This window comes from Mycobacterium sp. E787 (assembly GCF_001668725.1).
In the GTDB taxonomy this organism is placed as follows: domain Bacteria; phylum Actinomycetota; class Actinomycetes; order Mycobacteriales; family Mycobacteriaceae; genus Mycobacterium.
Map to the genome: position 1 here is coordinate 44,118 of NZ_LZKL01000050.1, position 25,064 is coordinate 69,181.

Below are 25,064 nucleotides of genomic sequence, written 5' to 3' on the forward strand. Positions count from 1 at the left end.
CAGGCGCAGATCATCGGGCGGTTCGGGACGAATGAAGGGGCGCGCAGGGACTTTAGTCACTCGTGCCGGTGGCCTCAGCGTCGTACGGTCGGTGCGTCGGCGCAGCGCCGACGACCGCCCACCAGGACCTCAAACCAGGACCTCAAACCAGGAGTTGACCATGACAGCACCCGAAAAATCCGAGCCGCGCTGGGCAGAACTCTCCGACGACGTGCTCGAATCCGTCGACAGCGGCCGCAAGCAGGCCATCGAGGCCGTCCGCAAGTTCGTCGACCAGATCAGTCCCGTGCTCCCGGAGCAGTCGCGCCGCAAGACCGTCGTCGACGCCGCCCTGGACCTGGCCGAGGAGTTGAGCGCGGCCCGCATCGAGTTCTTCCGCAGCGTGGTGCACAGCGCCGGTCAGGCGGTAAGCAAGCACGGCGAGTGAACCGGCGTCTCGACGACGGTTCAACCATGGCCGGGCGGCTGCGACGAGGCACCGCCCGGCCATTTGGTTTTCTGGGTGTGGATCATTCGACGTCCGCCTCCCCCGACAGATCCAGGACGACCTTGCGCGCGGCGCGCTGCAAGCCGACCGCAGCCGTCCAGTCAGCGCCCGAAGACCGGATCGGCCCGGCAACCGCGATGTCGACGGCTCCCCTCCGCGGAAAGTGGTGTTCCGGCCGCAGTATCGTCCGGGTTCCGCGGATGGCCATCGGGACGACGGGCACGCCGGTTTGGGCGGCCACCGCGAACGCCCCCATGTGGAAAGGCCGCAAACCTGGCGCACGGGCCAGCCGGCCCTCGGGGAAAATGACGAGCGACTGCCCGGCTCGCACCAGGGCGGCGAGCCGGCCGACGTCGGCCACCCCGTGTTCGCGCTCATGTCGCTCCACGAACTGGTGGCCGAGCCTCCTGAGCACGAATCCATTGAGCCCCTGGTGTTCAAGCACTTCAGCCGCGACGAACCGGTACCGCTCCGGCAGCACCGACGCCAGTGCCAGCGGGTCGATCCAGCTGGGATGGTTGGCCACCGCGATGGCGGTGCCCGCGGGCAGGTGGTCGAGGCCGTGCACGGTGATGGCCGTTCCGGTGAGCCGGGCCAGTAGCCGCACCGCCGCCCGGGCCACCTTCCAGCGCGACCGCGGCCGCGGCAGCACCAGCAACGACACGACCACCGCCAAGCCGAGGACCGTGTATACCGCCCACGCGTAGGCGGCGAAGCACATGGCACCCGCGGCGCGCCCGGCGCGGCGCATCGAAGGCGCCGCGCCGCGCAGCCGAAGGCGGGCCAATTCCCACCACACCGCTCGCGGGCGCGCGCCCACCTTCCCAGCCTGATAGAGCTGCCGGCTCGCCGCCCGCCGGATCTTGCCGCTCGAGGTCTTCAGCACCGTGCGCGGCGGCGCCAGTACCACGTCGTCCGGTGCCACGCCCAGCAAATCGACCGCGGTGGAGGCGATTTCGGAGCGCAATGCGGCGCGGGCGTCGTCCCCGACGGCTCGGGTCTCGGCCATGACGACCAGGCGTTCGGCGCCCCCCGCCGAGTCCGGCGAAGCGAACACCGCGACGCACCCCTTGCGGACGCCCGCCAGGTTGCCCACGGCCTCTTCGAGCTCCGCCGGGTGCAGGTTGCGCCCGGCCCGGATGATCACGTCCTTGACCCGGCCGGTGATGTAGAGGTCGGCGTCGGCCATGTACCCGAGGTCGCCCGTGTCCAGCCAGTCGTCGTGGAACAGCGCCCGCGTCGCGGGCGTGTTGTTGAGATAGCCGGCGGTGGCCGACGGACCGCGGAACTCGACGCGGCCTTCGCGGCGGTCGCCCAGCTCGTTGCCGGCGGCGTCGACGACGCGGATCTCGTGGCCCGGCAGGGGCCGGCCGCACGCGACAAAACGCAAGTCCCGCTCGCCCGGCGTCGCCGGCTCGGCCCGCCCGGAGCGCACGAACGCGTCCCGACGGATTCGGTCGATCAGCGGGCCGCGCCCCAACGGCGGGAAGGCCAGCCCCACGGAGGACTCGGCCAGCCCGTACACGGGTGTCATGGCCTCACGGCGAAAACCGTAGGGGGCGAACCGATCACCGAACCGCTCGATGGTCGTGGCGCTGACCGGCTCGGCGCCGTTGTAGGCCAATCGCCACGAGCTCAGATCGAGCCCGTGGATCTCGTCGTCGCGGATCTTGGTGAGGCACAGCTCGTAGGCGAAGTTCGGGCCGGCCGACATGGTCGCCCGGTTGGCGTGGATCTGCCAGAGCCACCCCGAGGGTCGGATCAAAAACGACTGCGGGCTCATCACCACCAGCGGGACGCCGAAATACATGCAACCGAGCCACGCGCCGATCAGACCCATGTCGTGATACAGCGGCAGCCAGCTGACGAAAGTGTCCGACCCGGAAGCCGCCGCGGCCCGACCCATCACGCGGATGTTGGCCAGCAGGTTCCGATGCGTCAGCGCGACCCCCTTGGGCGCTCCGGTGCTGCCCGAGGTGTACTGCACCAGCGCAAGATCGTCGGGCCGCGGCGCCGGGAAGGACGGGAGCGGGTCTTCGCCTGCGCCGGAGAGCGATTCGGGGACGACGACGTGGCGCAGGCTTTCGACGTTCGCGCGCAACAGGTGCCCGAGGGTGACTGCCTCCGGCACGGTGACCAGCAGGGTGGCGCGGGCGTTGGCGAGGATGCCGGTCGTGCGCCGCAGGTGGTCGGCCAGCTGCGAGGGCCGCGCCGGTGGGTAGACGGGAACCGGGACGGCCCCCGCGAGCACCACCCCGGCGAAGGTGACGAAATACGCGCGGCACGTGGGCAACATGATGGCCACCGTCTCGCCCGGCATCACCTCGTGCGCGATCAGGCCGGCCGCCAGGGCAGCCGCCTCCCGGTACAGCGCGGCATAGGTGACGTCGGTGCCGTTCGGGGGGCCGTCGGCGTCGTCGAGGACGCGGATGTGCGTGCGGCCCGGAGTCGCGCCGACGTGCCAGGCCAGGGCCTCGTTCAGGGTCGCCGCCGTTTCGGGCAGCAGGCCGGCCGGCCCGGTGACCGGCGGTGACACCGGGCCCCGGTCCGTTTCCGCGGCGGGGCGGCTCCGCGCCACGGCCGCCACGAGGTCACGCGGCGTCTCCGCGGTCGCCAGGATGTGCGGCGGCAGCACCACCCCGAACTTGTCCTGCACGCGCAGCAGCAACTCGCCCAGCTCCAGGCTGCCGATGCCCAGGTTGTCGAAAGCGCTGTCGAGCGTTACCGGGGGCGGTGTGGCGTGCGGGTGCACCTCGGCAACGAGGCCGCGCACCAACGCGAGGATGTCAGCGGGGCACTCTTGAGTTGCCATCGGTCACGACGCGGCGGCCGACCCCCCGGCCCGTTCGCGCATGCGGGCCGCGAAGGCCGCGGCCCGATCCAGGTCGTGGTCGTTCGGCCGTCCCCTGTTGATCCCGCCGATGAAGCCGAACGGCCCGACGGTGTCGAAGCCCCGGCAGGAAAACGAACCGATCACCTCAAAGCCCTTGGCTTCCAGGTGGTTCCGCACCGGCTTGTGGTAGTCCAGCAGCGGGATTTCCCGGGCGCCGCTGGTGAAGAAGGTGAACGCGCGCACGCCTGCGACGGTCGGCAGGCGTCGCATCAACTTGCGCAGCCTGTCGTCGACCGCCATGTAGTAGATCCCGGAGCCGAAGCCGACGAGGTCGTATTGGTGCAGGGCTTCGGGGTCCACCGACTCCGGTTCGACGACCTCGGCGTCCAGCACCTCAGCCATCCGCTCGGCCACGCGGCGGGTGTTGCCGTGCGATTTGGACACGCAGACGATGAGCGACTTCATAGGCCCATGCTGGCCGCGCACCGCACCGCCCGGAAGGGCGCAAAGGCACGAAACGCGCGGGGCATAAGTCACCTCGGGGTCACCCGGTCGCCTCAGTCGAACGCGTGGATCACCTGGCGCGCCACGCGCTGAATCTTCAGGCGCGTCTGCCGATCGAGGGGCAACCGTGCGGCGTCCGGAATTTTGCCGGTCGTGGTGATCACCCCGGGTTCCTCATGCTCCCACCGGGCGTTGACCTTGTCGCCCAACACCCGCGCGGGCGGGTTGTCGGCGAGCACCCGGGCGTGAAAGCGCTCGATGCCGTCGACCCGCGCGGCGACCGCCAGCGCGACGAGCAGCAGAGTCCCGATCCCGCGGTTCTGATAGGCGTCCGCCACCGTGAGCGCGACCTCCGCCGAGGTCGGGTCGTCCTCGTCGCGGATGAAGCGGGCGTCGGCGACGACCGGCCCGTCCGCGCAGGTGGTGACGACCCAGACGAAATGGTCGAGGTAATCGACCTCGAACAGGTAGGCCAGCCCCGACGCGCTGGGGGCGCCACCCTGGTAGCGCCGGTACAGCGTCTCCCGCGAGAATGCGCCTTCGCTGGTGAACCGCTCGGCGTCGCCCGGCAGCACGGGGCGCAGCAGGAACCCGGTGCCGTCTTTGGCCGACACCGGGATGGGGTCGATGTAGGCGATCAACCGCTGGCGCGCCGTGCGCACCATCCGGTCGGCGACGACGGGCGTGGCCAGCATGCGCTCGAAGGCGCCGTGATAGCCGATGTAACCCCGCACATCGTCCTTCGCGATCACCGTGGCCGTCCTGGGTTTGCCTCGCAGCAAAGCGATTTCGCCGATGATCGTCCCGGGTGACAGCTCGGCGACCGTCACCTGGCCGCGCGGTCCGGCGTGCCGGATCTCCACCCGGCCCGACGTGATGATCGCGAACGACAACGCGTTTTCGCCCTGGCGCATCAACACCTCGCCGGCGGACGCGCGCAGCGGTTGCAGCTGAGCGGCCAATGGCGCGAGGTCCCGCGCCGGAATGCCGGCGAACACGTCCAGCTCCGACAACTCCCCGCGGCCCGTCATCACCCCGATGTACGGTACGCGACCGGCGCCGCGCCCGCCCGGGCAATTCGCGGGTAAGCGCGGTGACAAAAGGCCCTGTCGCGCCGGGACTTCGGCAAGTCCCACGCGAGACCAAAGCACCGCGGCAGTCGTGCTGTTGGCCTCTAGGGCGCGGCCATGCGCGGTGGTCGGATGGACCGATACGGCTAAGCCGGGGAGACGACGGAGACGACGGGGAGACGACGATGTACGCAGCGACATGGCGGCCCCATTGGCCACAGCGCAGGCCGGCGAGCACGGTCTATCAGCTGACCGATTGCCTGCACGACGGGCATACCGCACGGGTGGCCGCCGACGAGATCACGAGCACGGTCTCCGGGTGGTTGGCCGAACTGGGCGCCCACAGCCCGTTGGTCGACGACCTCGAGCGCGCGGTGCGCGGCGGCGATTGGGCCGGCGCGAGTGCCATCGGTGAGCGCTTGTCCATTCGGGTCGCTGTCGCCGGCTGAGCGCCCCGCCGGCGAGCCACCATTCCGGGACTTTCGACACTATCCGCGACACACGGGCCCACAGCAGGATCGGGGGTTGACACCATGAACACGCCCCTCGCCTCGCTGGAGAGGCCCGACCTCAGCAAGATCGAGAACCGCGCGCCTTCGGTGGCGCACCTGTTCCTCGACCGCGTCTCCGCGACCCCGGACGCGGAGGCGTTTCGCTATCCGCAGGACCACAGCTGGGAGAGCGTGACCTGGCGGCAGGTCGGTGACCGCGTCCACAACATCGCCGGCGGGCTGATCTCGCTCGGGATCGCCTCGGAGGATCGGGTGGCGCTGGCGTCGTCGACGCGCTACGAGTGGGTGCTCGTCGATTTCGCGGTGATGTGCGCCGGCGCGGCGACCACCACGGTGTACCCGACCACCAACGCCGGCGACGTCGCGTACATCGTCGCCAATTCGGGAAGCCGGGTGGTGGTCGCCGAAAACCAAAGCCAGGTCGACAAATTGCTGCAGCACCGCGCCGAACTGCCCGACGTGGGCAAGGTGGTGATCATCGACGGCAACGGCGACGGCGACTGGGTGATGACGCTGGCCGAACTGGAGCAGATGGGCAAGCAGCTGCTGGCCGACTCCCCCGATGTCATCGACGAGCGCGTCGCGACCATCGGTCCCGACCAGCTCGCCAGCCTCATCTACACCTCCGGGACCACCGGGCGGCCGAAGGGCGTGCGGCTCACCCACGGCGCCTGGACGTACACCGCGGCGGCCATCGACGCGCTGGGCATCCTCGGCCCCGACGACCTGAACTTCCTGTGGCTGCCGTTGGCGCACGCGTTCGGCAAGGTGATGCTGGCGCTGGCGCTGCAGATCGGCTACGCGACCGCGATCGACGGCCGCGTCGACCGGATCGTCGACAACCTGGCGACGCTGCGGCCCACCTTCATGGGCGCGGCCCCACGCATCTTCGAGAAGGCACACGCCCACATCGAGGACATGGTCGCCCGGCGGGGCAGGCTCAGCAAGCAGGTGTTCGACTGGGCGATCGGGCTGGGTGTGAAGGTGTCGGAAACCCGGCAAGCCGGCAAGAAGCCGTCGGCGCTGGCCGCGCTGGCCTACCAGGTGGCCGACCGGGTGTTCTTCTCCACGATCCGCGAGCGGTTCGGCGGCCGGCTGAGGTTCTTCGTCTCCGCGGCCGCCGCCCTGGACCGTGACGTCGCGCGATGGTTCGACGCCGTCGGCATCATCGTGCTGGAGGGCTACGGGCTGACGGAGACCGCGGCGGCGTCATTCATCAACCGCCCCCACGCGTACCGGTTCGGAACCGTCGGATGGCCGTTCCCGGCCACCGAGGCCAGGATTGCCGACGACGGCGAAATCCTGCTCAGGGGGCCGGGTTTGATGACCTCGTACCACGATCTCCCCGACGCCACCGCCGAGGCGCTCGACGCCGACGGCTGGTTTCACACCGGCGACATCGGCGAGATCGACGACGACGGCTACCTGCGGATCACCGACCGCAAGAAGGACATGTTCAAGACCTCACAGGGCAAGTACGTGGCACCGTCGGCGATCGATGCGAAATTCAAGGGCCTGTGCCCGTACGCCAGCGAACTGCTCGTCTACGGCGAGGGGAAGCCATATTGCGTCGCGCTGGTCAGCCTCGACGGCGAAGCGATCGCCGAGTGGGCAGCAAGGAACGGCCTGGCCGGCAAGTCGCTCGCCGAGATCGCTTGCGACGACAAGACGCAGGAACTGATCGCCGGCTACGTCGATGCCCTCAACCTGGAGCTGAACCGCTGGGAGCAGATCAAGAGGTTCACCATCCTCGACCGCGAGCTCACCGTCGAATCCGGCGATCTCACGCCGAGCCTGAAGCTTCGCCGCAAGGTCGTCATCGAAAAGTTCGAGGACCGCCTCAGCGACCTCTACGACCGCCCGTCGGGATGAGCAACCGCGCGCCCGACGAACCGGAGCGCTTTTCCGCCCTGTTCACCGACCTTTACGAGGTCACCATGGCACAGGCCTACATGGCCGAACGCATGACGGGAACGGCCGTCTTCGAGGCCGTGTTTCGCAAGCTGCCGCCCGGGCGATCGTTCGTGATGGCCGCCGGCCTGTCCGATGTGCTCGACTTCCTCGAAGCGTTCCGGTTCCAGCCGGAGGACATCGACTACCTGCGCGGGTTGGGCTTGTTCGCCGACGAATTCCTCCGCTGCCTCGCGGCGCTGCGTTTCACCGGCAACGTGTGGGCGGTGCCGGAAGGGACGATCGTCTTTCCCAACGAGCCGATCGTGCAGGTGATCGCCCCGATCGTGGAGGCTCAGCTCGTAGAAACGTTCGTGGTCAACCAAATTCACCTGCAAAGCGTCATCGCGAGCAAGGCCGCCCGCGTGTTCGAAGCGGCCCGCGGCCGGCAGGTGGTGGATTTCGGTGCGCGGCGCGCGCACGGCACCGACGCGGCGCTCAAGGCGGCGCGGGCCGGCTACCTCGCCGGCATGGCGGGCACGTCGAACCTGCTCGCGGCCCGTAGGTACGGAATCCCGGCGTTCGGCACCATGGCCCACAGCTTCATCCAGGCGTTCGACAGCGAGCCCGACGCGTTCGAGGCGTTCGCCCGGCTCTACCCGGACACCACGCTGCTCGTCGACACCTACGACACGTTGCGCGGCGTGGACCGGGTCATCGAGCTGACGAGGAAGCGGGAGCGCCTCCCCATCGCCGGGATCCGGCTCGACTCCGGGGATCTCGGCGCGCTGTCGCGGGCGGCCCGGGAAAAGCTCGACGCGGCGGGATTGACCAGGGTCGAGATCCTCGCCTCCTCGGGTCTCGACGAGTACCGCATTGCCAAGCTGCTCGACGACGGCTGCCCCATCGACGCCTTCGCGGTCGGCACCAAATTCGTTGTGGCCCAAGATGCCCCCGCCCTCGACATGGCGTACAAGCTGGTGGAGTACGACGGCGTGGGGCGGACCAAGTTCGCCAAGGGCAAGGTGATCTATCCGGGGCGCAAGCAGGTGCGGCGGCTCAATCACGGGACCTTCGGCGGCGACACGATCGGGCGGGCCGACGAAGACCTCCCCGGCGAGCCGCTGCTGGTGCAGGTCATGAAAGACGGCCGGCGCGTTCACGATGCCGGGCTGCAGGCGGCGCGAATCTGGGCACGCTGGCAGCTCGACCGGCTGCCGCCCTACCTTCGTTGGCTGGACGCCACCGGCTGGTCCTACCCCGTGGACGTCAGCCCCGGGATCGCGTCCGAGCTGACACGGCTCCGCCGCGCCGCCTCGGTGACCTAAGACCCGCAGCTGGGGGCTAATGACCCTGCCGCGGGCCGCGGTGGGTTCATACGGTTGCCAGCATCGTGGCGCGACGGCGAAAGGGATGGCATGCGATCGGATCGCCTCAAGTGGCTGGTAAAAGCGCAGGGGCCGTTTGCCTCGGTCTATTTCGACGACTCGCACGACACCCAGGATGCCGTCGAGCAGCTCGAGACCACCTGGGACGACATCCGCAAGCAGCTCGAGGACCTGGGCGCGGCCGCGGCGCTCATCGACAACATCGAGGGGGCCGTGCTGCACAACCGACCGGCCGTCGGCCGGCGCGGCCGCGCGGTGATCGCGACCGGCGATGAGGTGCTGATCAACGAGCCGCTCGACGGGCCGCCGCCGGCGATGGTGGTTCGCCTGTCCGATTACCCGTACGTCGTGCCGCTGATCGAGTTCGAGATGCAGCGCCCCACCTACGTTTTCGCCGCCGTCGATCACACCGGCGCCGACATCACCCTCTATCAGGGCGACACCGTCAGCTCGACGAGCGTCGAGGGCGACGGGTATCCGGTGCACAAGCCGGCCAGCGCCGGCTGGAACGGCTACGGCGACTTCCAGCACACGACCGAGGAAGCCATCCGCATGAACTGCCGCGCGGTCGCCGACGAACTCACGCGACTGGTGGACGGCGCCGACCCCGAGGTGGTGTTCCTGTGCGGCGAGGTCCGTTCGCGGGCGGACGTCATCGCGCAGTTGCCACGGCGGGTGGCCGACCGGATTTCGGAGTTGCACGCCGGGTCCCGCAAGAGCGGAATCGACGAGGATGAGGTCCACCGGTCGACAGCCGCCGAGTTCGCTCGGCGCCGCGAAGCCGGGCTGGCCGGGCTCGCCGATCGGTTCCAGGCCGAACTCGGCCGCGGCTCGGGCCTGGCCGCCCAGGGCGTTGCCGCCGTGTGCGCGGCGCTGCGCGAGGGCGACGTCGACACGCTGCTGATCGGCGAACTGGGCGACGCGACCGTCGTCTCCGGCCGGGCGCTCACCACCGTGGCGCCCGATGCCGACGCGCTGTCCGACTTCGGCGAACCGGTGCAGCGGGTGGCGCGGGCCGACGAGGCGTTGCCGTTCGCCGCGATCGCGGTGGGTGCCGCGCTGGTGCTGGCCGGCGACCGGATCGGGCCCGCGGAAGGCGTCGCCGCGTTGCTGCGATATGTCGCGAGCGACGCGGTCGGCCGCCGGGGCGCATGACTTCCTTTGGAACAGACTTCCTTTGGGAACAGAGCAGTGTCAGGAGCGTGCAATGACTCAACGTGACGAAGAAATCCAGGTGAGCACGGGGCCGGTCTCCGTGGCCGGCCACCTCGTCATCCCTGAGCATCCCAAGGGTGTCATCGCCTTCGCGCACGGCAGCGGAAGCAGCCGGCACAGCCCGCGGAATCGATTCGTCGCCGAGGTCCTCAACAAGGCCGGATTCGCCACCGTGCTCTTCGACCTGCTGACGCCCGGTGAGGAACGCGACCGCGCCAACGTCTTCGACGTAGGGTTGCTTGCGCGCCGACTGGTCGACGTCACGGCCTGGCTGGCGGCCCAACCCGACACCGCGTCACTGCCGGTCGGCTACTTCGGGGCCAGCACCGGCGCGGGCGCGGCGCTGGTGGCGGCCGCACACCCGGGGGTCAAGGTGGCGGCCGTGGTATCCCGCGGCGGGCGGCCCGATTTGGCCGGTGAGGCGCTGCGCAGCGTGCATGCCCCGACCCTGCTGATAGTGGGCGGACACGACCAGACGGTGCTGCGGCTCAACCGGCAGGCGCAGGCCGTGATCCCGGGCGAGTGTGAGGTCGCCGTCATTCCGGGTGCCACCCACCTCTTCCAGGAGCCGGGCGCGCTCGGGCGAGTGGCCGCGCTGGCCAGCGACTGGTTCACCGACCGCCTGGCGGTACAGGTTCAGGTTTAGGGCGGCGGTCCCGGATGGGGGGGTTTTCCGGGACCGCCGCGGCTCGGGAGTGGCTCCTCAGTCGGCCGGTGTGATCAGGCCGTAGTGCCCGTCGTAGCGGTGATACAACACGGTGCCGCGGTCCCGGGCGGCGTCGACGAAGAACAGGAACGGCAGGCCGAGCAGGCCTATCCGCTCGATCGCCTCGTCCACGGTGAGCCGCGGAGCCGGCTGCGGGCTGATGGTCAGCGGCAGGTCGAACGGCGCCAGTTCGTCCGACAGTTCCGGAATCACCTGCGCCAGGCGATATTCCGTGGGACCGTGCCGGTACAGCACACTGTCCTGCTGGCTGCCGCGCTCCGTGAAGAGGTGGAAGTCGTAGTCGAGCAGCTCCATCTCGAGCGCGGCCTCGTCGATGGTGCAATCGGGGAGGCTGTACGACTTGTGCCGGATGATGCGGCGTTCGCTTTCGGGCCTCGGAAAGTAGTTCGGCCGGTGGGTGGGTTCGGATTCATGGCGCCATTCGTGCGGGGCGGCCTTGGGCATGCCGCCTCGCCTGGCTTCCCAGTTCTCGGCGGCGCGTTCGAGTCGACGACGCAGCCGCGCCTCGAGCCGATCGATCGCCTCCCGCTCGGTGACGCCCTCCACCTGGGCGCGGATCGGCCGGCCGTTGACGTCGAGGTTCGCCTGCGCGATGACGCGGCGGGCCACCGCCGGATCGCCGTGCTCGCTCAGCCGCACGTGCGCGTGCAGCACCGGTTCATGGGCGAAGCGTCCGAGCTCGCCGATCTTCGTCCGCGCGTAGTCTTCGGCCTCGGGCAGCTGACCATGCGTCGTCACCTCGACATCCAGGACGGCCGGTAAATCGGGTCGGTGTCTCATGATTCGTTGCTACGCTCCTTCCAAATCGTTGCTGTAGGGCCGAAGGTCACCGCGGGCGCGGTACTCGGTCGCACGTTCAGCGGTGCAGACCGGTGACCGGCTGGTGGGTGTTGGCCTGGATATCGGTGGAAGTCAACGCCATTAGCTGATTGGACAAATCCGACAGGGCTCGGGCAATCGCCAGTTCGTCGCCGATCCGGGCCACCGGCTCGTCGGCGGGGTCAAGTCGCGCCAAACCGATCCCGACGAAATCCTTGCCAGCCCACGACAGCCGGGCCTTCGCCCGGGTGCGCTCTTCGTGCTCTTCGATCAGCACATCGATCCGGCAGGTCTTGCCGCCGTCGTCCTTGCCCGTCATCGCCGGTCTCCTTGTCTTGGCGATTGATTTGCCCGATTAGATGCGACCATCACGTGCCGGTCGGTAAGTAGGGGCGAAAGTCATCAGGTTCCGGGCAAAGGAAACCGCCAGAGGCCGAAGCGCGCCGTAAAGAAATCCCGAATTAGTCGACGATTAAAGAACCACCGATATTAATCGATAATATTGCTGGTTTTAATCAATAATTTCGTTGACATATATCGACGCGTCCATAAAGTAACTGACGTGTCCTACCCCAGGCAGGGCGAGTAGATGCACGCCTCTCGAGGCCGCCGTGCGTCGCACCATTCGGGTGACGATCGCGAACAAGCCATCCTGGCCACCGCCGAGCGCCTCCTGCAGGAACGACCGCTGGCCGACTTCTCCGTCGACGACCTGGCGAAAGGTGCGGGCATCTCCCGTCCCACCTTCTACTTCTACTTCCAATCCAAAAATGCGGTGTTGCTGTCGCTGCTGGACCAGATGAACGGCAAGGCGCACGCGGCGCTGACCGCGCTGGGCGGCAAGCTGTTCGGCGACCCCGCGACGCATTGGCGGGCGCGCATCGAGGCCTTCTTCGAGGTGTCGGGATCGCATCGGGCGGTCGCGGTGGCCGGGGCCGCGGCGAAGGCCACCAACCCCGAAGTCCGGCAGCTGTGGTCGACGCTCATGCAGAAGTGGATCTCCCACACCACGGCGGCGATCAAGGCCGAACGCCGGCGCGGCGCCGCCCCGGAGACCTACCCGGCCGAGGATCTGTCCGTCGCGCTGAACATGCTGAGCGAGCGGGTGATGGCCGCGACGTTCACCACCGAGGAGCCGGCGATCCCCGAAGACCGCGTGATCGACACGCTGGTGCACATCTGGCTGGCCAGCATCTACGAAGCCGACGGCACGGCGCTGGCCACTAGCGGCCCCTGAGTATCCGCCGCGCGCGGTCGATGCTCTCGTCGACCAAGCGGTCCGTTTCGCCGAGATAGCCGGCCGACGGGGCCCTGCCCGCCAGCTCGGCGATCGCCCGTTGCTCGCCGAGAACGTCGGCGCTGCTGAGGTTTTCGGCCATCCGCGCGGCGTCGACCCGCAGTCCGGCCAGCAGCTCTGCGCACTGGGAACCCGCAACGAGCGTGCGCCGGCCCAGGGTGCGCAGCGTGTCCCACTCGGCATGCCAGGGACCGTCGGGCCGTTCGTCGTTGGCCAGCGCCGCGGCGGTGTGCAGGGTGGCCGCCAGTTGCGGCGCCGCGAGCGCGGCCCGCCGGATCAGGATCGACAGGACCGGGTTGCGCTTGTGCGGCATCGACGACGATCCCCCGCGGTTCTCGCCTGCCGGCTCGGCGAGTTCGCCGATCTCGGGACGGGCCAGGGTCACCACGTCCGAGGCGACGCGGCCCCAGGCGTCGGTGCAGCCGACGAAGGCGTCCGCGGCCGCGGTGACCGGCGTGCGCGTCGTGTGCCACGGCGGGCGGACGGGCAGCGCCAAAGCGATTGCCGCGCTTGCCACCAGCCGATCGGAGAGTTCACCCGGATCGTTGGCCGCGCCCATCAGCGTCGCCAGCTCGGTGGCGGCGGCCCGGGTCCCGGCCGCACCGCCGACCTGAATCGGGGTGACCAGCCCCTGCAGCCGCTCGAACGCGTCGGCGACCCCGTTCAGCCAGACGGCCGCCTTGGCGCCGAAGGTGGTGGGCGCCGCGTGCTGGGTGAGGGTGCGGGCCACCATCGGGGTGCCCCGGTGGGCCGCGGCGAGGGCGGACAGCGCCGAAAGTTGTTGTGTCAGTTGCGCGGTGAGCTCGTCCGCGACGGCGCGCACGCCCAGCATGAGGGCGGTGTCGAGGACGTCCTGGCTGGTGAGTCCGCGGTGGATCCACGGCGCGACGGCCGGGGCGGCGCGACCGCGCAGCAGTTCGACCAGCCCGATGACCGGGTTGCCGCCGCCCTCCGCGGCGACGGCGAGCGACTCGCGGTCGTCGTCACCCACCAGGGTGGACAGGTCTGCGCCGGAGCCTGCGCCGGGCGCCAGGCCGGCGGCGGCCAGCGCGCCCAGCCACGCGGATTCCACCGCGACCATCGCGGTCAGCAGCGACCGGTCCGTCATGTGCTCGCCGGCCCGCTGGTCGCCGGGCCACAGGAGATTGGTCATCGGCGGTACTCCAGGAACACGGTCTCGTCTGGCCCCTGCAGGTGGATATCGAAACGGTATGCCGCGCCGCCGCTTTCGGGGATGCACACCAGAGGTGCGAGCGCCGGGTCGGCGTTCACGGCGTCGTGGGGCAGGTAGGCGCGGGTGAACAACCGGTCCAGCAACCCGCGCGCGAAGACGGCGATGGCGAAAAACGGGGCTCGCCCGCGGTCCGAGCCGGGCGCGACGGTGGTGAAGCCGTAGTACCCGGCCGCGTCTGTCGCGCACCGGCCCCAGCCGGTGAACGCCGTATCGTCGCGGCGCAGCGACCCGGGCTGCGCCGGGATGCGCCCGTCGCCGTCGCGCTGCCAGAGTTCGACCAGCGCGTCCGGGACCGGCTCCCCTGCGCCGTCGTACACCGTGCCGTGCAACCGGACGGCCCGCGGATGCTCGGCGCCGACCAGCTCGCCGTCACCGGGATATGGCAATCCGAGGCTCAAGAAGGGGCCCACCGTTTGCCCCGGGGTGCAAGGCAATTCAGCCATCTTCGTCAGTCCAGGTTCGACGGGCGCCGCACAGCACGATGTCCCAGCGGTAGCCTGTCGCGTACTCGGGCTGGGTGACGCCGTGGTCGTAGCGGGCGATCAGCCGTTGCCGGGCGGCCGGATCGGGGATCGATTGGAAAATGGGATCCAGGTCGAACAGCGGATCGCCCGGGAAGTACATCTGGGTGACCAGCCGCTGCGTGAAAGCCGTTCCGAAGACCGAGAAGTGGATATGGGCCGGGCGCCAGGCGTTGTGGTGATTGCGCCACGGATAGGGGCCGGGCTTGATCGTCAGGAAGCGGTAGGACCCGTCGGCTCCGGTGAGGCAGCGGCCGGCGCCGACGAAGTTCGGGTCCAGCGGGGCCGGGTGCTGGTCGCGCTGGTGACGATAACGGCCGCCCGCGTTGGCCTGCCAGATCTCGACCAGCTGCCCCGCCACCGCAGCGCCGGCGTCGTCGAGCACCCGCCCGGTCACGATGATCCGCTCCCCGAGCGGCTCACCCGGATGGCCGGCCGTCAGGTCGGCGTCGAGCGGGCCGACGTCTCCAGGGCCGAAGCACGGTGCCCCGCGTTCGAGCTCGTCGGGGTCGACGACGAGTGGGGGCCGGTTGGGGTGGCGCAGGACGGTGCTGCGATAGGGCGGGTAGTCGAGCCGCGGCAGCGTCGGATCCCCGGCGGCCTCACCGCGGCTCAGGGCGGCAATCTCCGCCGTGATGTCCTCCTGGGACGCGACAGCCTCGGCGCTCATCAGCCGTGAGGCTACTCCCGATCGCGCGGCTGACCCCCCGTCAGCCGCGTGATGTCGTCCGTTAGAGACCCCGGACCAACGCGGCCCGGCCCTTGGTGCGCATCCGGTGCAGCGCGGAGCTGCGGTACTGCTCCATCTTGGCGGCCATCTGGTTGCCCAGCTCCTCGAGCTCGGCGTCGGTGATCTTCACCTCGGGCGGAGCCGGAATCAGGTCGCGCTCCTCCTCGTCGGCGTGCGCCTCCAGCACGGTCTTGAAGGAGTTCCACTCGACCTCGTAGTCCGGCGCGCTCTGCGGCGTCTTGAGCAGCACGGAAAGCTGGTCCACCACCTGACGATGCTCGGCGTGCGCGACGGCGATCAACTTGCTGGCATCCTTGAGCGCCGGGTAGTACAGGTCGTCCTCGATGCGGAAGTGGATGTCGAGTTCGACGAGGAAGTCATCGAAAAGGGCATGCCTCTCTTCGCTGTTCACCGGCGCCTCGCTGATCTTGCGGCCGAGGCCCTTGATCACGATGTGGTGTTCCTTCAACACGTCATAGGCGTTCACTTCGCTACCTCCTCGGCACGCACCTCAACCATTCCGTCGACCAACCTGGCCTCGTAGCACGGCAGCGGGGCCGCCGCCGGGCCCCGCAGGACCTCTCCCGACTCGGCCGCGAACCACGAGCCGTGCCAGGGGCACACGACCCGGCCGCGGTCGACCCAGCCGTCGGCCATCGGGGCCGCCAGGTGTGGGCAGAACTCACCGAACGCCGACACCTCGCCCGGCTTCGTCTGGCAGACAACCACTCCCACGCCGTCGACCTCGACGCGCACCGGCTTGCCGTTCAGCGAGTTCGCCGGCAGCACCGGGGTCCACTCCGTGGTGCGCAGCCGCTCGCCCGACTGGTCGATCCCGATGCCGGACTCGAACACCAGGGCCCCGCCGAGGTAGCTGCCAGAGAGGGTGATGGCGTAGCCGAGCGTGGTCAGGGCGATGCCGCGGCCGTGTCGGCCGTGCCGGCGGTCCCACCAGGACTGCGCGTAGAGCCCGGTGGCGACCAGGTTCACCAGGCCGTGCACCAGGCCCACCCGGCGGTCCTCGGAGTGGGTGTGTTGCCAGTCGGTGGTGCCGGTGATCGCGGACCCGATGCTCGCCAGGATCCCCACCCCCAGCGCGCGGGTGGCAAACCGGGACGCGTCGCGCACCTCGCTGGGCCGCTGACCGGGCAGCAGGCTGAGCGCGTCCAGCGCCACCGTCGTGCCCAGCGCCCCGCTCGTCAGCGACGCCAGCGGCGGATGAACCGGGTGCCCGAGCCAGACGCCGTGCAGCGCGTTGGTGACGGTGTTGCGCGCGCCGCCCAGCGCGTTGTAGCCGAAGCTGAGCAGGTGCTCGAACCGATAGCTCGGCCGATCCAGCCACTCCTGCCGCCCGATTGCTGACAACACTCGCGGTCCGAGTCCCCGCAACCCACGGCCGGCCCCCCGGGACCGATCCACCATGACACCTTCCTTCCTCAGATGCAGCGCTATACGGCAGCAATCCACGCAAAATCGGCGATAACCCGTGTGTTAATTCGCGCTCACAGGCGCACCGGGTCCGACGTGACCACCGTAGCCGCGGACCGTGAATCCTCGGTTGTCAGGCACCTGTGAGTTAGCCAAAAGGATGCTCCGAAGTCGCTGGCCGTGGGCATTGACCAGGCGCGCCGGGTGCGCGATTCTACTTAGCGGAAGTAATTTCTGTACAGCAGAGGATGCGGGTGACGGATTTTCGCAACGTTTTCGACCAGGTCCGGCGGGGGATGATCCCCGCCCACATCTACAACGACCGCGAGTTGTTCGCGCGGGAGCGGGAGCGATTGTTCAGCCGCGCATGGACGTTCGTGGGCCACGAATCGGAGGTCCCGCACGACGGCGACTACGTGGTGCGCCGGGTGCTCGACGATTCCTTCATCATCAGCCGCGATGCCGACGGACGGGTGCGTGCCCTGTTCAACATGTGCCTGCATCGCGGCATGCAGCTGTGCCGAGCCGAGATGGGCAACGCCTCCAACTTCCGCTGCCCGTACCACGGCTGGACCTACCGCAACGACGGCCGGCTCACCGGGCTGCCGTTTCATCGCGAGGCCTACGGCGGCGACGAGGGGCTGCCCCGCGACGCCCAAAGCCTGCTTCCCGCACCGAGTTTCGCGAGTTACAACGGCCTGTTGTTCGTCAGCCTGGACCCGGCGGCCGAACCGCTGGAGGATTTCCTCGGCGACTTCAGGTTCTACCTGGATTTCTACACCAAGCAGAGCGCCGGCGGCCTGGAGGTGCGGGGGCCGCAGCGCTGGCGGATCAAGGCCAACTGGAAGATCGGCGCCGAGAACTTCGCCGGCGACATGTACCACACCCCGCACACGCACGCGTCGATCGTCGACATCGGCCTGTTCCGCGAGCCGAAAGCCCAGAAGCGCAAGGACGGAGCGACCTATTGGGCGGGTCGCGGCGGTGGCACCACCTACAAGCTTCCGCCGGGCGACTTCGACGAGCGGATGCGCTACGTCGGCTATCCCGACGAGATGATCGCCCGGATCAAACACACCTGGACACCCGAGCAACGGCGGGTGGTCGGCGAGGACGGGTTCATGATCTCGGCGGCCACCTGTTTTCCGAACCTGAGCTTCGTGCACAACTGGCCCAAGTTGCCCGGCGGCCAGCAGGTGCTGCCGTTCATCTCGATCCGGCTGTGGCAGCCCATCAGCGAGAACGAAACCGAGGTGTGCTCGTGGTTCGCGGTGGATTCCGCCGCTCCCCTGCAATACAAACGTGATTCGTACCAGGCATATTTGATGTGCTTCGGATCGACCGGAATGTTCGAACAAGACGACGTGGAGAACTGGGTGTCGCTGACCACCACCGCGGGCGGGTCGATGGCGCGCCGCCTGCTGCTCAACAGCCGGATGGGCCTGCTCTGCGACGATCGCCCCGTCATCGAGGCGCTGCCCGCCGAGTCCTTCCACGGTCCGGGGCGCGCCCAGGTCGGCTACAACGAGTACAACCAGCGCGCGCTGCTCGGCTTGTGGGCGGACTACCTGTCATGAGAAAAGCCCTCCCATTCAACGACTTTCGCCACCTTCAGGCCCATCAGTTCCTGGTCGACGAGGCCTACCTGCTCGATGCCCAGGACTACGAGGCGTGGCTGAACACCCTGACCGACGATATCCGCTACCTGATGCCGGTCCGGGTCACCACGGCGCGCGGTGCCGGGTTCGACGCCGAGCCGGAAAGGGGGCCGGGGATGGCGCATTTCGACGAGGACAAGTACTCGCTGCGCCAGCGGGTCGCCCGCTTTGCCACCGAGCACGCCTGGACCGAGGATCCGCCGTCGCGGCTGCGGCACTTCATCACCAACGTGCGCACGTTCGTCGAAGATGACGCGCACCTGGCCGTCGAATCGGCCGAGTTGCTCTTCCGCAGCCGCGGCGACGTCAACGACGCCGCGCTGGTGTCCTGCGGGCGCGAGGACCTGCTGCGGCGCTGCACGGATGGCTGGAAGCTGGCACGCCGCACCATCTTTGTCGACGAGTCGGTGCTGCGGATGCAGAACCTGGCGGTGTTCCTGTGAACGAACCCCTCACGGTGGCAAACGAATTCGCCGAGGTCGAGGTGCGGCGGGTGGACACCCGCAACGGGTCGCGGTTGCTGATCAGCGCCCCCAAGACCGGGCGGTCGATCAGCCTGGACGCGCTCGAGCTGGAGGCGCTGACCTGGCAGAACGCCCGCACGCTGGCCACCATGGTCGGCAAGGCCGGCGCGCCGCTGGTGCCCGACGAGCCGGAGGTCGGCGATGACCGGCTGGCTTGAGGGCAAGCGCGCCCTGATCGTCGGCGCCGGATCCGGCATCGGCCGCGCCGTGCTGGACGCGTTTTGTACCGAGGGAGCCAAAGTTGCTGCGCTGGAACGAGATTCGGCAAAGTGCGAACGGTTGCGTGTCGAGTTGGCCGGCGTCCCGGTGGTCGACGGCGACGCGGTCACCCGTGCGGCCAACGAGCGCGCCGTCGCCGCCGCAGTGGACGCCTTGGGCGGGCTGGACACCCTGGTCAACTGCGTCGGGGTCTTCGATTTCTACCGGGGCGTCGGCGACATCGACGCCGGTGACCTGTCGTCCGCCTTCGACGAGATGTTCCGCACCAATGTGCTGAGCCACCTGCAGTCGGTCAAGGCGGCCCTGCCCGCGCTGCAGGCCGGCACCGGGTCGTCGATCGTCTTGTGCGAGTCCACGTCGTCGTATCACCCCGGGCGCGGCGGCGCGCTGTACGTGTCGTCGAAGTTCGCCGTGCGCGGACTGGTGGCGACGCTGGCCCGCGAACTGGCGCCGCGGATCCGGGTCAACGGCGTGGCGCCGGGCGGCACGCTGGGCACCGATCTGCGCGGCCTCGCCAGCCTGGGCCTCGAGGGCGTCCGCCTGGACGACACCCCCGATCGGGCAAGCGATCTGGCGGCGCGCACCCCGCTGGGCGTCGCGCTCACCGGAGAGGACCACGCCTGGAGTTTCGTGTTCCTGGCGTCCGACCGGTCCCGCGGCATCACCGGCGAAACCGTCCACCCCGACGGCGGATTCGGGCTGGGTGGAACGCGTGTTTGATCAACAGCGCGCCTTGGTGGCGCAGGCCTGCCGGGTCGCGGCGGCGCGCGGTCTGGTCGACGGCATCCTCGGCCACCTGAGCCTGCGCGTCGATGACGACCGGCTGCTCGTCCGGTGCCGCAGCGACACCGACACCGGGGTGGCGTTCACCCAACCCGGCAACATAAGGCTCATCAAATTCGACGGAAGCGCCGGCGCCGCAGGCGAGCTCGACGGCTACCGGGTTCCCAACGAGCTGCCCATCCACGTCGAGACGATGCTCGCCGATCCGGCGCACCGGGCCGTCGCGCACCTGCACCCGCCCGCCGTCGTCGCCGCCGACCTCGCCGGGATCACGCTGAGGCCGATCTACGGCGCCTACGACATTCCCGGCGCGTGGCTCGCGCGCGGCGGCGTGCCGGTCTACGAACGCGCAGTGCTGATCCGAACCCCGGCGCTGGGCAAGGACATGGTGGCCGCGATGCACGGCCGGCCGGTGCTGATCCTGCGCGGGCACGGAATCACCAGCGCCGCCAACACCATTCAGCAGGCCGTGCTGCGGGCGATCGGCGTGAACGAGCTGGCGCGGATGTCGTTGCGGGTGCGCGCGGCCGGCGCCGCGCTGCGCGACATCGACGACGCCGACTGGGACGACCTGCCCGACCTGGGGCCGGGATTCAACACCGACGCGGCCTGGCGACACGAGGTCGCGCGGCTGGGTGACTGAAAGCCAATGTCACAGGTTCATATCCGGCGCGCGCCACTCGACCGGGACGGCGCGCGCCGGCATTAGCCTGCCCGGGTGAGCGAACTGGACCGGCGGCGATTCCTGGTCGCGGTGGCCGCGACGGTCGCGGTCACCGGGATCTCGTGGTCCTCCGCCGGGGGCTCCAGGGAGACGGTGGCGCGCGCCGAGGTGACTGCGCCGCGCCCGGCCGCCCCGGGGTTGCCGCCGATGCTGTCCCCGCCGGATCCCCGGTCGCGCGTCGCGTTGCCCGGTGGCGGGGTGCTGAGGAAGCTGCCCGGCAACGGCGACCTGCTGGCGTGGACGGTCGATGACGGCGCCGACACCGAGGTGGTGCGGCTCTACACACAGTTCGCCAAGGACACCGGGGTGCGGCTCACCTATTTCGTCACCGGCGCCTATCACTCGTGGACCGACAATGCCGCGTTGCTTCGGCCGCTGGTGGAATCGGGGCAGATTCAGCTGGCCAACCACACGTGGACGCATCCCGACCTGACGATGCTGTCGAAGGCCCAGATCGCCGATGAGCTCGGTCGCACCGACCAGTTCCTGCGGAACGCCTACGGAGTGGACGCCACCCCGTACTTCCGGCCGCCCTATGGCCATCACAACGCCGTGGTGGACTCGGTGGCCGCCGAGCTCGGCTACCACGCGACCACGCTGTGGTCCGGCGACCTACGCGATTCCGCGGTGCTGTCCGAAAACCAGATCGTCAGGACGGCGTACGAGGCCTTCGCCCCGCAGAACATCGTGATCGGCCACCTCAATCACCCGGCGGTCACCCGTGTTTACGGACAGTTGGTGGACATCATCCGGGAACGCAGGCTGCGCACCGTCACGCTCAACGACGTCTTCCTGCGACCCGAGATCCCGCGCCGGATATCTCAGCCGACCTGATCGCCAATCTCCTTGGCGGCCTTGACAAGAGCGGCGGCCACGGCCGGGCAGCGCGCGCCGTCGAGCCGATTCTGCGGTGCCGCGGCGTTGAGCGCGAGCCGCAGGCCCGGCGCCCGGGTCGGGATGGCCACCGCCACCGAGGCGACGCCCTCCTCGCTCTCCTCGCGATTGACCGCGTAGCCCCGCTCCCGGATGCGCGCCAGCTCGGCCTCCAGTTCGGTGCGGCTGCCAATCGAGTGAGCGGTGACGCGCTCCAAGTCCTCCGCCGGAAACAACTGGGACAGTTCGGCTTCCGCGAGCTGGGCGAGCATGACCTTGCCCGTCGAGGTGCAGTGCGCCGGCATGGTTCGGCCCAGCCGCGAGGCCACCCGCACGGCCGCGGGCCCCTCGACCGCGGCGACGAAACGGACGTTCGCGCCGTCGAGCATCCCGACGTGAATCGATTCCCGCAGTTGCTCGCTCAGGCTTCGCATGATCGGCGCGGCGCTGCGCTGAAGGTCGAGGCGGCCGAGGATCGCAAACGCCACGCCGGTCAACGAGGGACCCGGCAGGTACGCCTTGGACACCGGGTCTTGCCGGACGAACCCGCGATAGTTCAGCATCGCCAGCAGTCGGTGCGCCGTCGAGGCCGCGACACCCAGGTATCGGGTGGCCTCGGTCAACCGGATCTCCGGCCGCTCCCCCAGCAACAGCAGCAGCTTCAGCGCGTTGTCGACCGACTCGATCGGATACTGGGGCGCAAGCGAATCGGCGGCGTCCTGCTGCCTCTTGTTCGCCATGACAGTGACGGTACTCGCCACTCAGAGCGCGCTGAGGACCGTCGCTCCCAGTAGGCCCGCCGCGATCACCGCGACGGTGGTGGCCGCGGTGGCCTTCCAACCGAAGCTGCGCGCAACCATCGCGATTCCGGGTGCGCTGACCGCGGGGAGCGTGATCAGCAGCGCGCCGAGCGTCCCCGACGAGACGCCGAGCAGCGCCAGTCCGTGCAGGATCGGGATCTCTCCCGCCGTCGGGATGACGAGCAACGTGCCGACCACCGCCGCGAGCACCACCATCAGCAGACCCGTCAGCGGGCCCCGGTGCGGGAGGCCGGTCAGGGTCAGCAGCCAGCCCCGGAAAGCCCCGACCAGGAGCACCAGAATCGCGTACTCGGGCAACAGGAACAGGCCCAGCCGCAGCAGCGCGCGGGCGAATCCGACGGCCGGCGGTGCCGCCGCCGCGGCGGTCGGCGGCGCGCCCTCACGGGTCACCAGGCCGACCACCGCGGCGACGCCGAACACGGCGGCGGCGCCCACCACGGCCCGTGTCAGCGTCCACTGCCAGGGAGCGACGAAGAGCAAGAACACGAGCACCGCCGGATTCAGCAACGGGTTGCCGAGCCAGTAGGCGACGGCGGCGACGCGGCCGATCCCGTTGCGCCGCAACGTGACCGCGACCGGGGCGGCGCAGCAGGTGCACATCATCGACGGCATACCGGCCACCCCGCCGGCCAGCGCGCTCGTCAGCGGGCCGCGCCTATTCAACAGGCGCGGCAGCCACGCCCGCGGCAGCAACGCCTGCACCGAAGCGCTGAGGAGCAGCGCCACCACCAGCGCCTGCCAAATGGACAGGAAATAGGCATGGAAAAACGTCGTGGCGGCGTGCCAGGTGGGCGCGTCCCCGGCGCGCACCCCGCCGGCCGACAGGATGTTCGACGCCGGCCAGCGATGGGTCCGGTGGGCCTTGAGGGCCTTGGCCGCGTACGGCGTCCACTTGGCCCAGGTCAGCCCCGCCACGAAGACGGCCAGCGTGACGGCGACGCCGATGGCGGCGGCGGCCCGCCCCGGTGTGCGAATCGCGTTGACACTCAGCGGTGCGGCCACGGTCACCGACGCTAACGCAGGACGCCGCGGTTGTCGCTGCGAGGCGGGCAAAAGGTCACCTGCTCCCCAACCCAGGCCACTGCGACAGATGTGGCGTCACCGGATTCAATTAGCCTGCGCCACTTGCGCTTTCGCCCACCGGTAGTCGGCCTTGCCGGATGGCGAGCGCTGCAACCGGTCACAGAACACGATCGCCTTCGGCAGTTTGTAGCGCGCGATGTGGCGGGCCGCCTCGGCGATGATGCCGTCGGCGTCGACGGGCGCGCCGTCGGAAAGTTGAACCAGCGCGACGACTTCGTTGCCCCACCGGGCGCTGGGCCGGCTCGTCACCACGACGTCGTAGACGGCGGGGTGCTCGGCGATCGCGGCCTCCACCTCCTCGGCGAAGATCTTCTCGCCGCCGGAGTTGATCGTGACCGAATCGCGGCCGAGCAGCTCGATCTGGCCGTCGGCGTGCCAGCGTGCCCGGTCGCCGGGCACCGAGTGCCGGATGCCCCCGATCACCGGGAACGTGCGCGCCGTCTTCTCCGGATCGCCCAGGTAGCCCAGCGGGATCGGTCCCTGCTGGGCCAGCCACCCGATCTCGTCGTCGCCCGGCGACAGGATCCGGGTGAGGTCCTCGCTGACCACCACGGCGCCCGGATTGGGCACGAAGCGCCCGGTCGCGCCCTGCGCCCGGCTGGAGGCCTGGATCATCTGCGCGCCGGATTCCGACGCGCCGCCCGCGTCCAGGATCGTCACCTGGGGTAGCAGCTCGACGAAGCGCTGCTTGAGCGGGGCGCTGAGCGCGGCCCCGCCGGTGACCAGCGCCAGCAGCCCGGACAGGTCGTAATCGCCGGCTTCGAGCTCGTCGGCCAGCGGCCGCCCGAAGGCGTCGCCGACCATCGACAGCGACATCACCCTTTCTCGGCTGGCCAGCGCCAACGCCTCGGCCGGATCGAAATGCGTGGTCGTCGGCGCCATCACGAACGGCCGGCCCCCGCACAGGCTGATGAAGGCGGCCCACTGCGCGGCGCCGTGCATGAGCGGCGCCAGGGTCATCGAGCCCGGCCCCGCAAGCCGCGACCGCTCGACGATCTCGTCCAGGCTGGACACCGCCTCGTCGGTGCCCAACGCCCGCCCGCCCATGGCGTTCACGTAGATGTCGTGCTGCCGCCACAGCACCGCCTTGGGCATCCCGGTGGTGCCGCCGGTGTAGAGCACGTACAGGTCGTCGGGCGACGGCACAACGTCGAGCGGCTCGTCGGACACCGACGCCAGCAGCTCGTCGTAGCGCACCGCACCCGGCAGCGGGTCGTTGCCCGACCCGTCGTCGACGTGGATCAGCCGCACCGGACCGGGCACCCTGGCCAGCGCCTCGGCCAGCGTGGGCGCGAACCGCGCGTGATACATGACGGCCTCGGCGCCGGCGTTGCCGAGCAGGTACACCAGCTCGTCGGCCACGTAGCGGTAGTTCACGTTGAACGGGGCGACCCGCGCGCCGTACGCGCCGAGCATCGCCTCGAGGAATTCGTTGCAGTTCGCCAGGTACAGCCCGAGGTGGCTCTGGCCCGATTCGTAGGGCGCGAGCTCCGCGCGTTCGCGATGCGCGCCCAGCCCCCACCCGTGCAGCGCCCGGGCGAAGCGTCGGGCACGTTCGGCGGTTTGCGCGAAGGTGAAGCGCCGATCGCCGAACACGATGCAGTCCCGGTCCGGGTTGGCCGCCGCGACCGCCGCGAACACCTGGGCAAGGTTGAATTCCACAGAATCTCCTAACCTGAAGCCAGCGCCACGCTACAACGACGGAAGCGGCGATAGCGGTTAGT

Annotated in this window: 25 protein-coding genes and 1 pseudogene; 13 read left to right on the top strand and 13 right to left on the bottom strand. The window is 69.6% G+C overall.

The genetic code is table 11. The features are described from left to right. Nucleotides 1-160 precede the first annotated feature (160 nt). Entirely contained in the window at nt 161-427 is a 267-nt protein-coding gene (locus tag A5705_RS10185; RefSeq protein ID WP_067882267.1) for a hypothetical protein, read from the top strand. Between the two features lie 82 nt (nt 428-509). Here the strand turns inward: A5705_RS10185 and A5705_RS10190 are convergent, their stop codons facing one another. The 3 genes from A5705_RS10190 to A5705_RS10200 all read right to left on the bottom strand — a co-directional run bounded on the left by A5705_RS10190 (nt 510) and on the right by A5705_RS10200 (nt 4,864). Further along, nucleotides 510-3,260: an AMP-binding protein gene (locus tag A5705_RS10190; RefSeq protein ID WP_231982400.1), complete on the bottom strand. Its 2,751-nt coding sequence runs from the start codon at nt 3,258-3,260 to the stop codon at nt 510-512. A gap of 42 nt (nt 3,261-3,302) precedes the next feature. After that, on the bottom strand, nt 3,303-3,785 hold the full coding sequence (locus A5705_RS10195) for a flavodoxin family protein (protein ID WP_067882273.1): 483 nt from the start codon (nt 3,783-3,785) through the stop codon (nt 3,303-3,305). A 92-nt stretch (nt 3,786-3,877) separates the two neighbouring features. Then, the gene (locus A5705_RS10200) at nt 3,878-4,864 is read right to left on the bottom strand and encodes a GNAT family N-acetyltransferase (RefSeq protein ID WP_369803370.1); all 987 of its coding nucleotides are present in this window, start codon (nt 4,862-4,864) and stop codon (nt 3,878-3,880) included. Nucleotides 4,865-5,079: 215 nt separating this feature from the next. Here A5705_RS10200 and A5705_RS10205 point away from each other — a divergent pair, with 215 nt between their 5' ends. The 5 genes and pseudogenes from A5705_RS10205 to A5705_RS10225 form a co-directional block, all read left to right on the top strand. Continuing rightward, a complete protein-coding gene (locus A5705_RS10205; RefSeq protein ID WP_067882279.1) occupies nt 5,080-5,343 on the top strand; it encodes a hypothetical protein in 264 nt (87 codons plus the stop codon). Nucleotides 5,344-5,427: 84 nt separating this feature from the next. Continuing rightward, nucleotides 5,428-7,278 (top strand): long-chain fatty acid--CoA ligase, encoded by a 1,851-nt coding sequence (locus tag A5705_RS10210; RefSeq protein WP_068277250.1) that lies wholly within the window; start codon nt 5,428-5,430, stop codon nt 7,276-7,278. Beyond that, nucleotides 7,275-8,624, top strand: a complete 1,350-nt coding sequence (locus A5705_RS10215) for a nicotinate phosphoribosyltransferase (protein WP_067882284.1) — start codon at nt 7,275-7,277, stop codon at nt 8,622-8,624. The genes A5705_RS10210 and A5705_RS10215 overlap by 4 nt, the downstream gene beginning before the upstream one ends. A 90-nt stretch (nt 8,625-8,714) precedes the next feature. Continuing rightward, a complete protein-coding gene (locus tag A5705_RS28095; RefSeq protein WP_067882287.1) occupies nt 8,715-9,839 on the top strand; it encodes a Vms1/Ankzf1 family peptidyl-tRNA hydrolase in 1,125 nt (374 codons plus the stop codon). Between the two features lie 61 nt (nt 9,840-9,900). After that, nucleotides 9,901-10,545, top strand: a pseudogene (locus A5705_RS10225) (dienelactone hydrolase family protein); the annotation flags it as partial. 57 nt (nt 10,546-10,602) lie between these two features. Here A5705_RS10225 and A5705_RS10230 read toward each other — a convergent pair. Beyond that, nucleotides 10,603-11,406 (bottom strand): HPF/RaiA family ribosome-associated protein, encoded by an 804-nt coding sequence (locus tag A5705_RS10230; protein ID WP_067882293.1) that lies wholly within the window; start codon nt 11,404-11,406, stop codon nt 10,603-10,605. Nucleotides 11,407-11,482: 76 nt separating this feature from the next. Then, complete coding sequence (locus A5705_RS10235) at nt 11,483-11,764, bottom strand: DUF1876 domain-containing protein (RefSeq protein WP_067882296.1); 282 nt, start codon at nt 11,762-11,764, stop codon at nt 11,483-11,485. A gap of 270 nt (nt 11,765-12,034) precedes the next feature. On the opposite strand from A5705_RS10235, the gene A5705_RS10240 reads away from it, so the two are divergent. Continuing rightward, nucleotides 12,035-12,682, top strand: a complete 648-nt coding sequence (locus A5705_RS10240) for a TetR/AcrR family transcriptional regulator (protein WP_067882299.1) — start codon at nt 12,035-12,037, stop codon at nt 12,680-12,682. On the opposite strand, the gene A5705_RS10245 is transcribed toward A5705_RS10240, so the two are convergent. The 5 genes from A5705_RS10245 to A5705_RS10265 form a co-directional block, all read right to left on the bottom strand. Continuing rightward, nucleotides 12,669-13,895, bottom strand: a complete 1,227-nt coding sequence (locus A5705_RS10245) for a lyase family protein (RefSeq protein ID WP_067882302.1) — start codon at nt 13,893-13,895, stop codon at nt 12,669-12,671. The genes A5705_RS10240 and A5705_RS10245 overlap by 14 nt on opposite strands. Further along, nucleotides 13,892-14,419 carry a protocatechuate 3,4-dioxygenase subunit alpha gene (gene pcaG / locus A5705_RS10250; RefSeq protein WP_067882306.1) on the bottom strand — a complete coding sequence of 176 codons (528 nt, stop codon included), beginning with the start codon at nt 14,417-14,419 and terminating at the stop codon, nt 13,892-13,894. The genes A5705_RS10245 and pcaG overlap by 4 nt, the downstream gene beginning before the upstream one ends. Beyond that, nucleotides 14,412-15,167 (bottom strand): protocatechuate 3,4-dioxygenase subunit beta, encoded by a 756-nt coding sequence (pcaH, locus tag A5705_RS10255; protein ID WP_067882309.1) that lies wholly within the window; start codon nt 15,165-15,167, stop codon nt 14,412-14,414. Before pcaH ends, pcaG begins: the two co-directional genes overlap by 8 nt. A 61-nt stretch (nt 15,168-15,228) precedes the next feature. Next, nucleotides 15,229-15,714: a hemerythrin domain-containing protein gene (locus tag A5705_RS10260; protein ID WP_067882311.1), complete on the bottom strand. Its 486-nt coding sequence runs from the start codon at nt 15,712-15,714 to the stop codon at nt 15,229-15,231. After that, entirely contained in the window at nt 15,711-16,649 is a 939-nt protein-coding gene (locus tag A5705_RS10265) for a Rieske 2Fe-2S domain-containing protein (RefSeq protein ID WP_067882659.1), read from the bottom strand. Before A5705_RS10265 ends, A5705_RS10260 begins: the two co-directional genes overlap by 4 nt. Before the next feature lie 302 nt (nt 16,650-16,951). On the opposite strand from A5705_RS10265, the gene A5705_RS10270 reads away from it, so the two are divergent. The 6 genes from A5705_RS10270 (at nt 16,952) to A5705_RS10295 (ending at nt 21,397) form a co-directional block, all read left to right on the top strand. After that, nucleotides 16,952-18,232 carry a Rieske 2Fe-2S domain-containing protein gene (locus A5705_RS10270; protein WP_231964510.1) on the top strand — a complete coding sequence of 427 codons (1,281 nt, stop codon included), beginning with the start codon at nt 16,952-16,954 and terminating at the stop codon, nt 18,230-18,232. Next, nucleotides 18,229-18,756, top strand: a complete 528-nt coding sequence (locus A5705_RS10275) for a 3-phenylpropionate/cinnamic acid dioxygenase subunit beta (protein ID WP_067882317.1) — start codon at nt 18,229-18,231, stop codon at nt 18,754-18,756. The genes A5705_RS10270 and A5705_RS10275 overlap by 4 nt, the downstream gene beginning before the upstream one ends. Then, on the top strand, nt 18,753-18,995 hold the full coding sequence (locus A5705_RS10280; protein ID WP_067882320.1) for a dihydrodiol dehydrogenase: 243 nt from the start codon (nt 18,753-18,755) through the stop codon (nt 18,993-18,995). The genes A5705_RS10275 and A5705_RS10280 overlap by 4 nt, the downstream gene beginning before the upstream one ends. Then, nucleotides 18,979-19,776: a 3-(cis-5,6-dihydroxycyclohexa-1,3-dien-1-yl)propanoate dehydrogenase gene (gene hcaB, locus A5705_RS10285; RefSeq protein WP_068277253.1), complete on the top strand. Its 798-nt coding sequence runs from the start codon at nt 18,979-18,981 to the stop codon at nt 19,774-19,776. Before A5705_RS10280 ends, hcaB begins: the two co-directional genes overlap by 17 nt. Next, nucleotides 19,760-20,482 carry a class II aldolase/adducin family protein gene (locus A5705_RS10290; RefSeq protein WP_067882326.1) on the top strand — a complete coding sequence of 241 codons (723 nt, stop codon included), beginning with the start codon at nt 19,760-19,762 and terminating at the stop codon, nt 20,480-20,482. The genes hcaB and A5705_RS10290 overlap by 17 nt, the downstream gene beginning before the upstream one ends. Nucleotides 20,483-20,566: 84 nt before the next feature. Then, the gene (locus tag A5705_RS10295) at nt 20,567-21,397 is read left to right on the top strand and encodes a polysaccharide deacetylase family protein (protein WP_068277392.1); all 831 of its coding nucleotides are present in this window, start codon (nt 20,567-20,569) and stop codon (nt 21,395-21,397) included. Here the strand turns inward: A5705_RS10295 and A5705_RS10300 are convergent. The 3 genes from A5705_RS10300 to A5705_RS10310 form a co-directional block, all read right to left on the bottom strand. Then, the gene (locus tag A5705_RS10300; RefSeq protein ID WP_067882329.1) at nt 21,385-22,176 is read right to left on the bottom strand and encodes an IclR family transcriptional regulator; all 792 of its coding nucleotides are present in this window, start codon (nt 22,174-22,176) and stop codon (nt 21,385-21,387) included. The genes A5705_RS10295 and A5705_RS10300 overlap by 13 nt on opposite strands. A 21-nt stretch (nt 22,177-22,197) precedes the next feature. Then, entirely contained in the window at nt 22,198-23,259 is a 1,062-nt protein-coding gene (locus A5705_RS10305; RefSeq protein WP_082956410.1) for a permease, read from the bottom strand. A 105-nt stretch (nt 23,260-23,364) separates the two neighbouring features. Next, a complete protein-coding gene (locus tag A5705_RS10310; protein WP_068277256.1) occupies nt 23,365-25,002 on the bottom strand; it encodes an acyl-CoA synthetase in 1,638 nt (545 codons plus the stop codon). Nucleotides 25,003-25,064 lie beyond the last annotated feature (62 nt).

Excerpts from the sequence above, each read along its gene's own strand:
- A5705_RS10185 (WP_067882267.1), top strand. The coding sequence starts at position 161 with ATGACAGCACCCGAAAAATCCGAGCCGCGCTGGGCAGAACTCTCCGAC.
- A5705_RS10195 (WP_067882273.1), bottom strand. The coding sequence starts at position 3,785 with ATGAAGTCGCTCATCGTCTGCGTGTCCAAATCGCACGGCAACACCCGC.
- A5705_RS10205 (WP_067882279.1), top strand. The coding sequence starts at position 5,080 with ATGTACGCAGCGACATGGCGGCCCCATTGGCCACAGCGCAGGCCGGCG.
- A5705_RS10210 (WP_068277250.1), top strand. The coding sequence starts at position 5,428 with ATGAACACGCCCCTCGCCTCGCTGGAGAGGCCCGACCTCAGCAAGATC.
- A5705_RS10215 (WP_067882284.1), top strand. The coding sequence starts at position 7,275 with ATGAGCAACCGCGCGCCCGACGAACCGGAGCGCTTTTCCGCCCTGTTC.
- A5705_RS28095 (WP_067882287.1), top strand. The coding sequence starts at position 8,715 with ATGCGATCGGATCGCCTCAAGTGGCTGGTAAAAGCGCAGGGGCCGTTT.
- A5705_RS10230 (WP_067882293.1), bottom strand. The coding sequence starts at position 11,406 with ATGAGACACCGACCCGATTTACCGGCCGTCCTGGATGTCGAGGTGACG.
- A5705_RS10235 (WP_067882296.1), bottom strand. The coding sequence starts at position 11,764 with ATGACGGGCAAGGACGACGGCGGCAAGACCTGCCGGATCGATGTGCTG.
- A5705_RS10240 (WP_067882299.1), top strand. The coding sequence starts at position 12,035 with ATGCACGCCTCTCGAGGCCGCCGTGCGTCGCACCATTCGGGTGACGAT.
- A5705_RS10245 (WP_067882302.1), bottom strand. The coding sequence starts at position 13,895 with ATGACCAATCTCCTGTGGCCCGGCGACCAGCGGGCCGGCGAGCACATG.
- pcaG (WP_067882306.1), bottom strand. The coding sequence starts at position 14,419 with ATGGCTGAATTGCCTTGCACCCCGGGGCAAACGGTGGGCCCCTTCTTG.
- pcaH (WP_067882309.1), bottom strand. The coding sequence starts at position 15,167 with ATGAGCGCCGAGGCTGTCGCGTCCCAGGAGGACATCACGGCGGAGATT.
- A5705_RS10265 (WP_067882659.1), bottom strand. The coding sequence starts at position 16,649 with ATGGTGGATCGGTCCCGGGGGGCCGGCCGTGGGTTGCGGGGACTCGGA.
- A5705_RS10270 (WP_231964510.1), top strand. The coding sequence starts at position 16,952 with ATGATCCCCGCCCACATCTACAACGACCGCGAGTTGTTCGCGCGGGAG.
- A5705_RS10275 (WP_067882317.1), top strand. The coding sequence starts at position 18,229 with ATGAGAAAAGCCCTCCCATTCAACGACTTTCGCCACCTTCAGGCCCAT.
- hcaB (WP_068277253.1), top strand. The coding sequence starts at position 18,979 with ATGACCGGCTGGCTTGAGGGCAAGCGCGCCCTGATCGTCGGCGCCGGA.
- A5705_RS10300 (WP_067882329.1), bottom strand. The coding sequence starts at position 22,176 with ATGGCGAACAAGAGGCAGCAGGACGCCGCCGATTCGCTTGCGCCCCAG.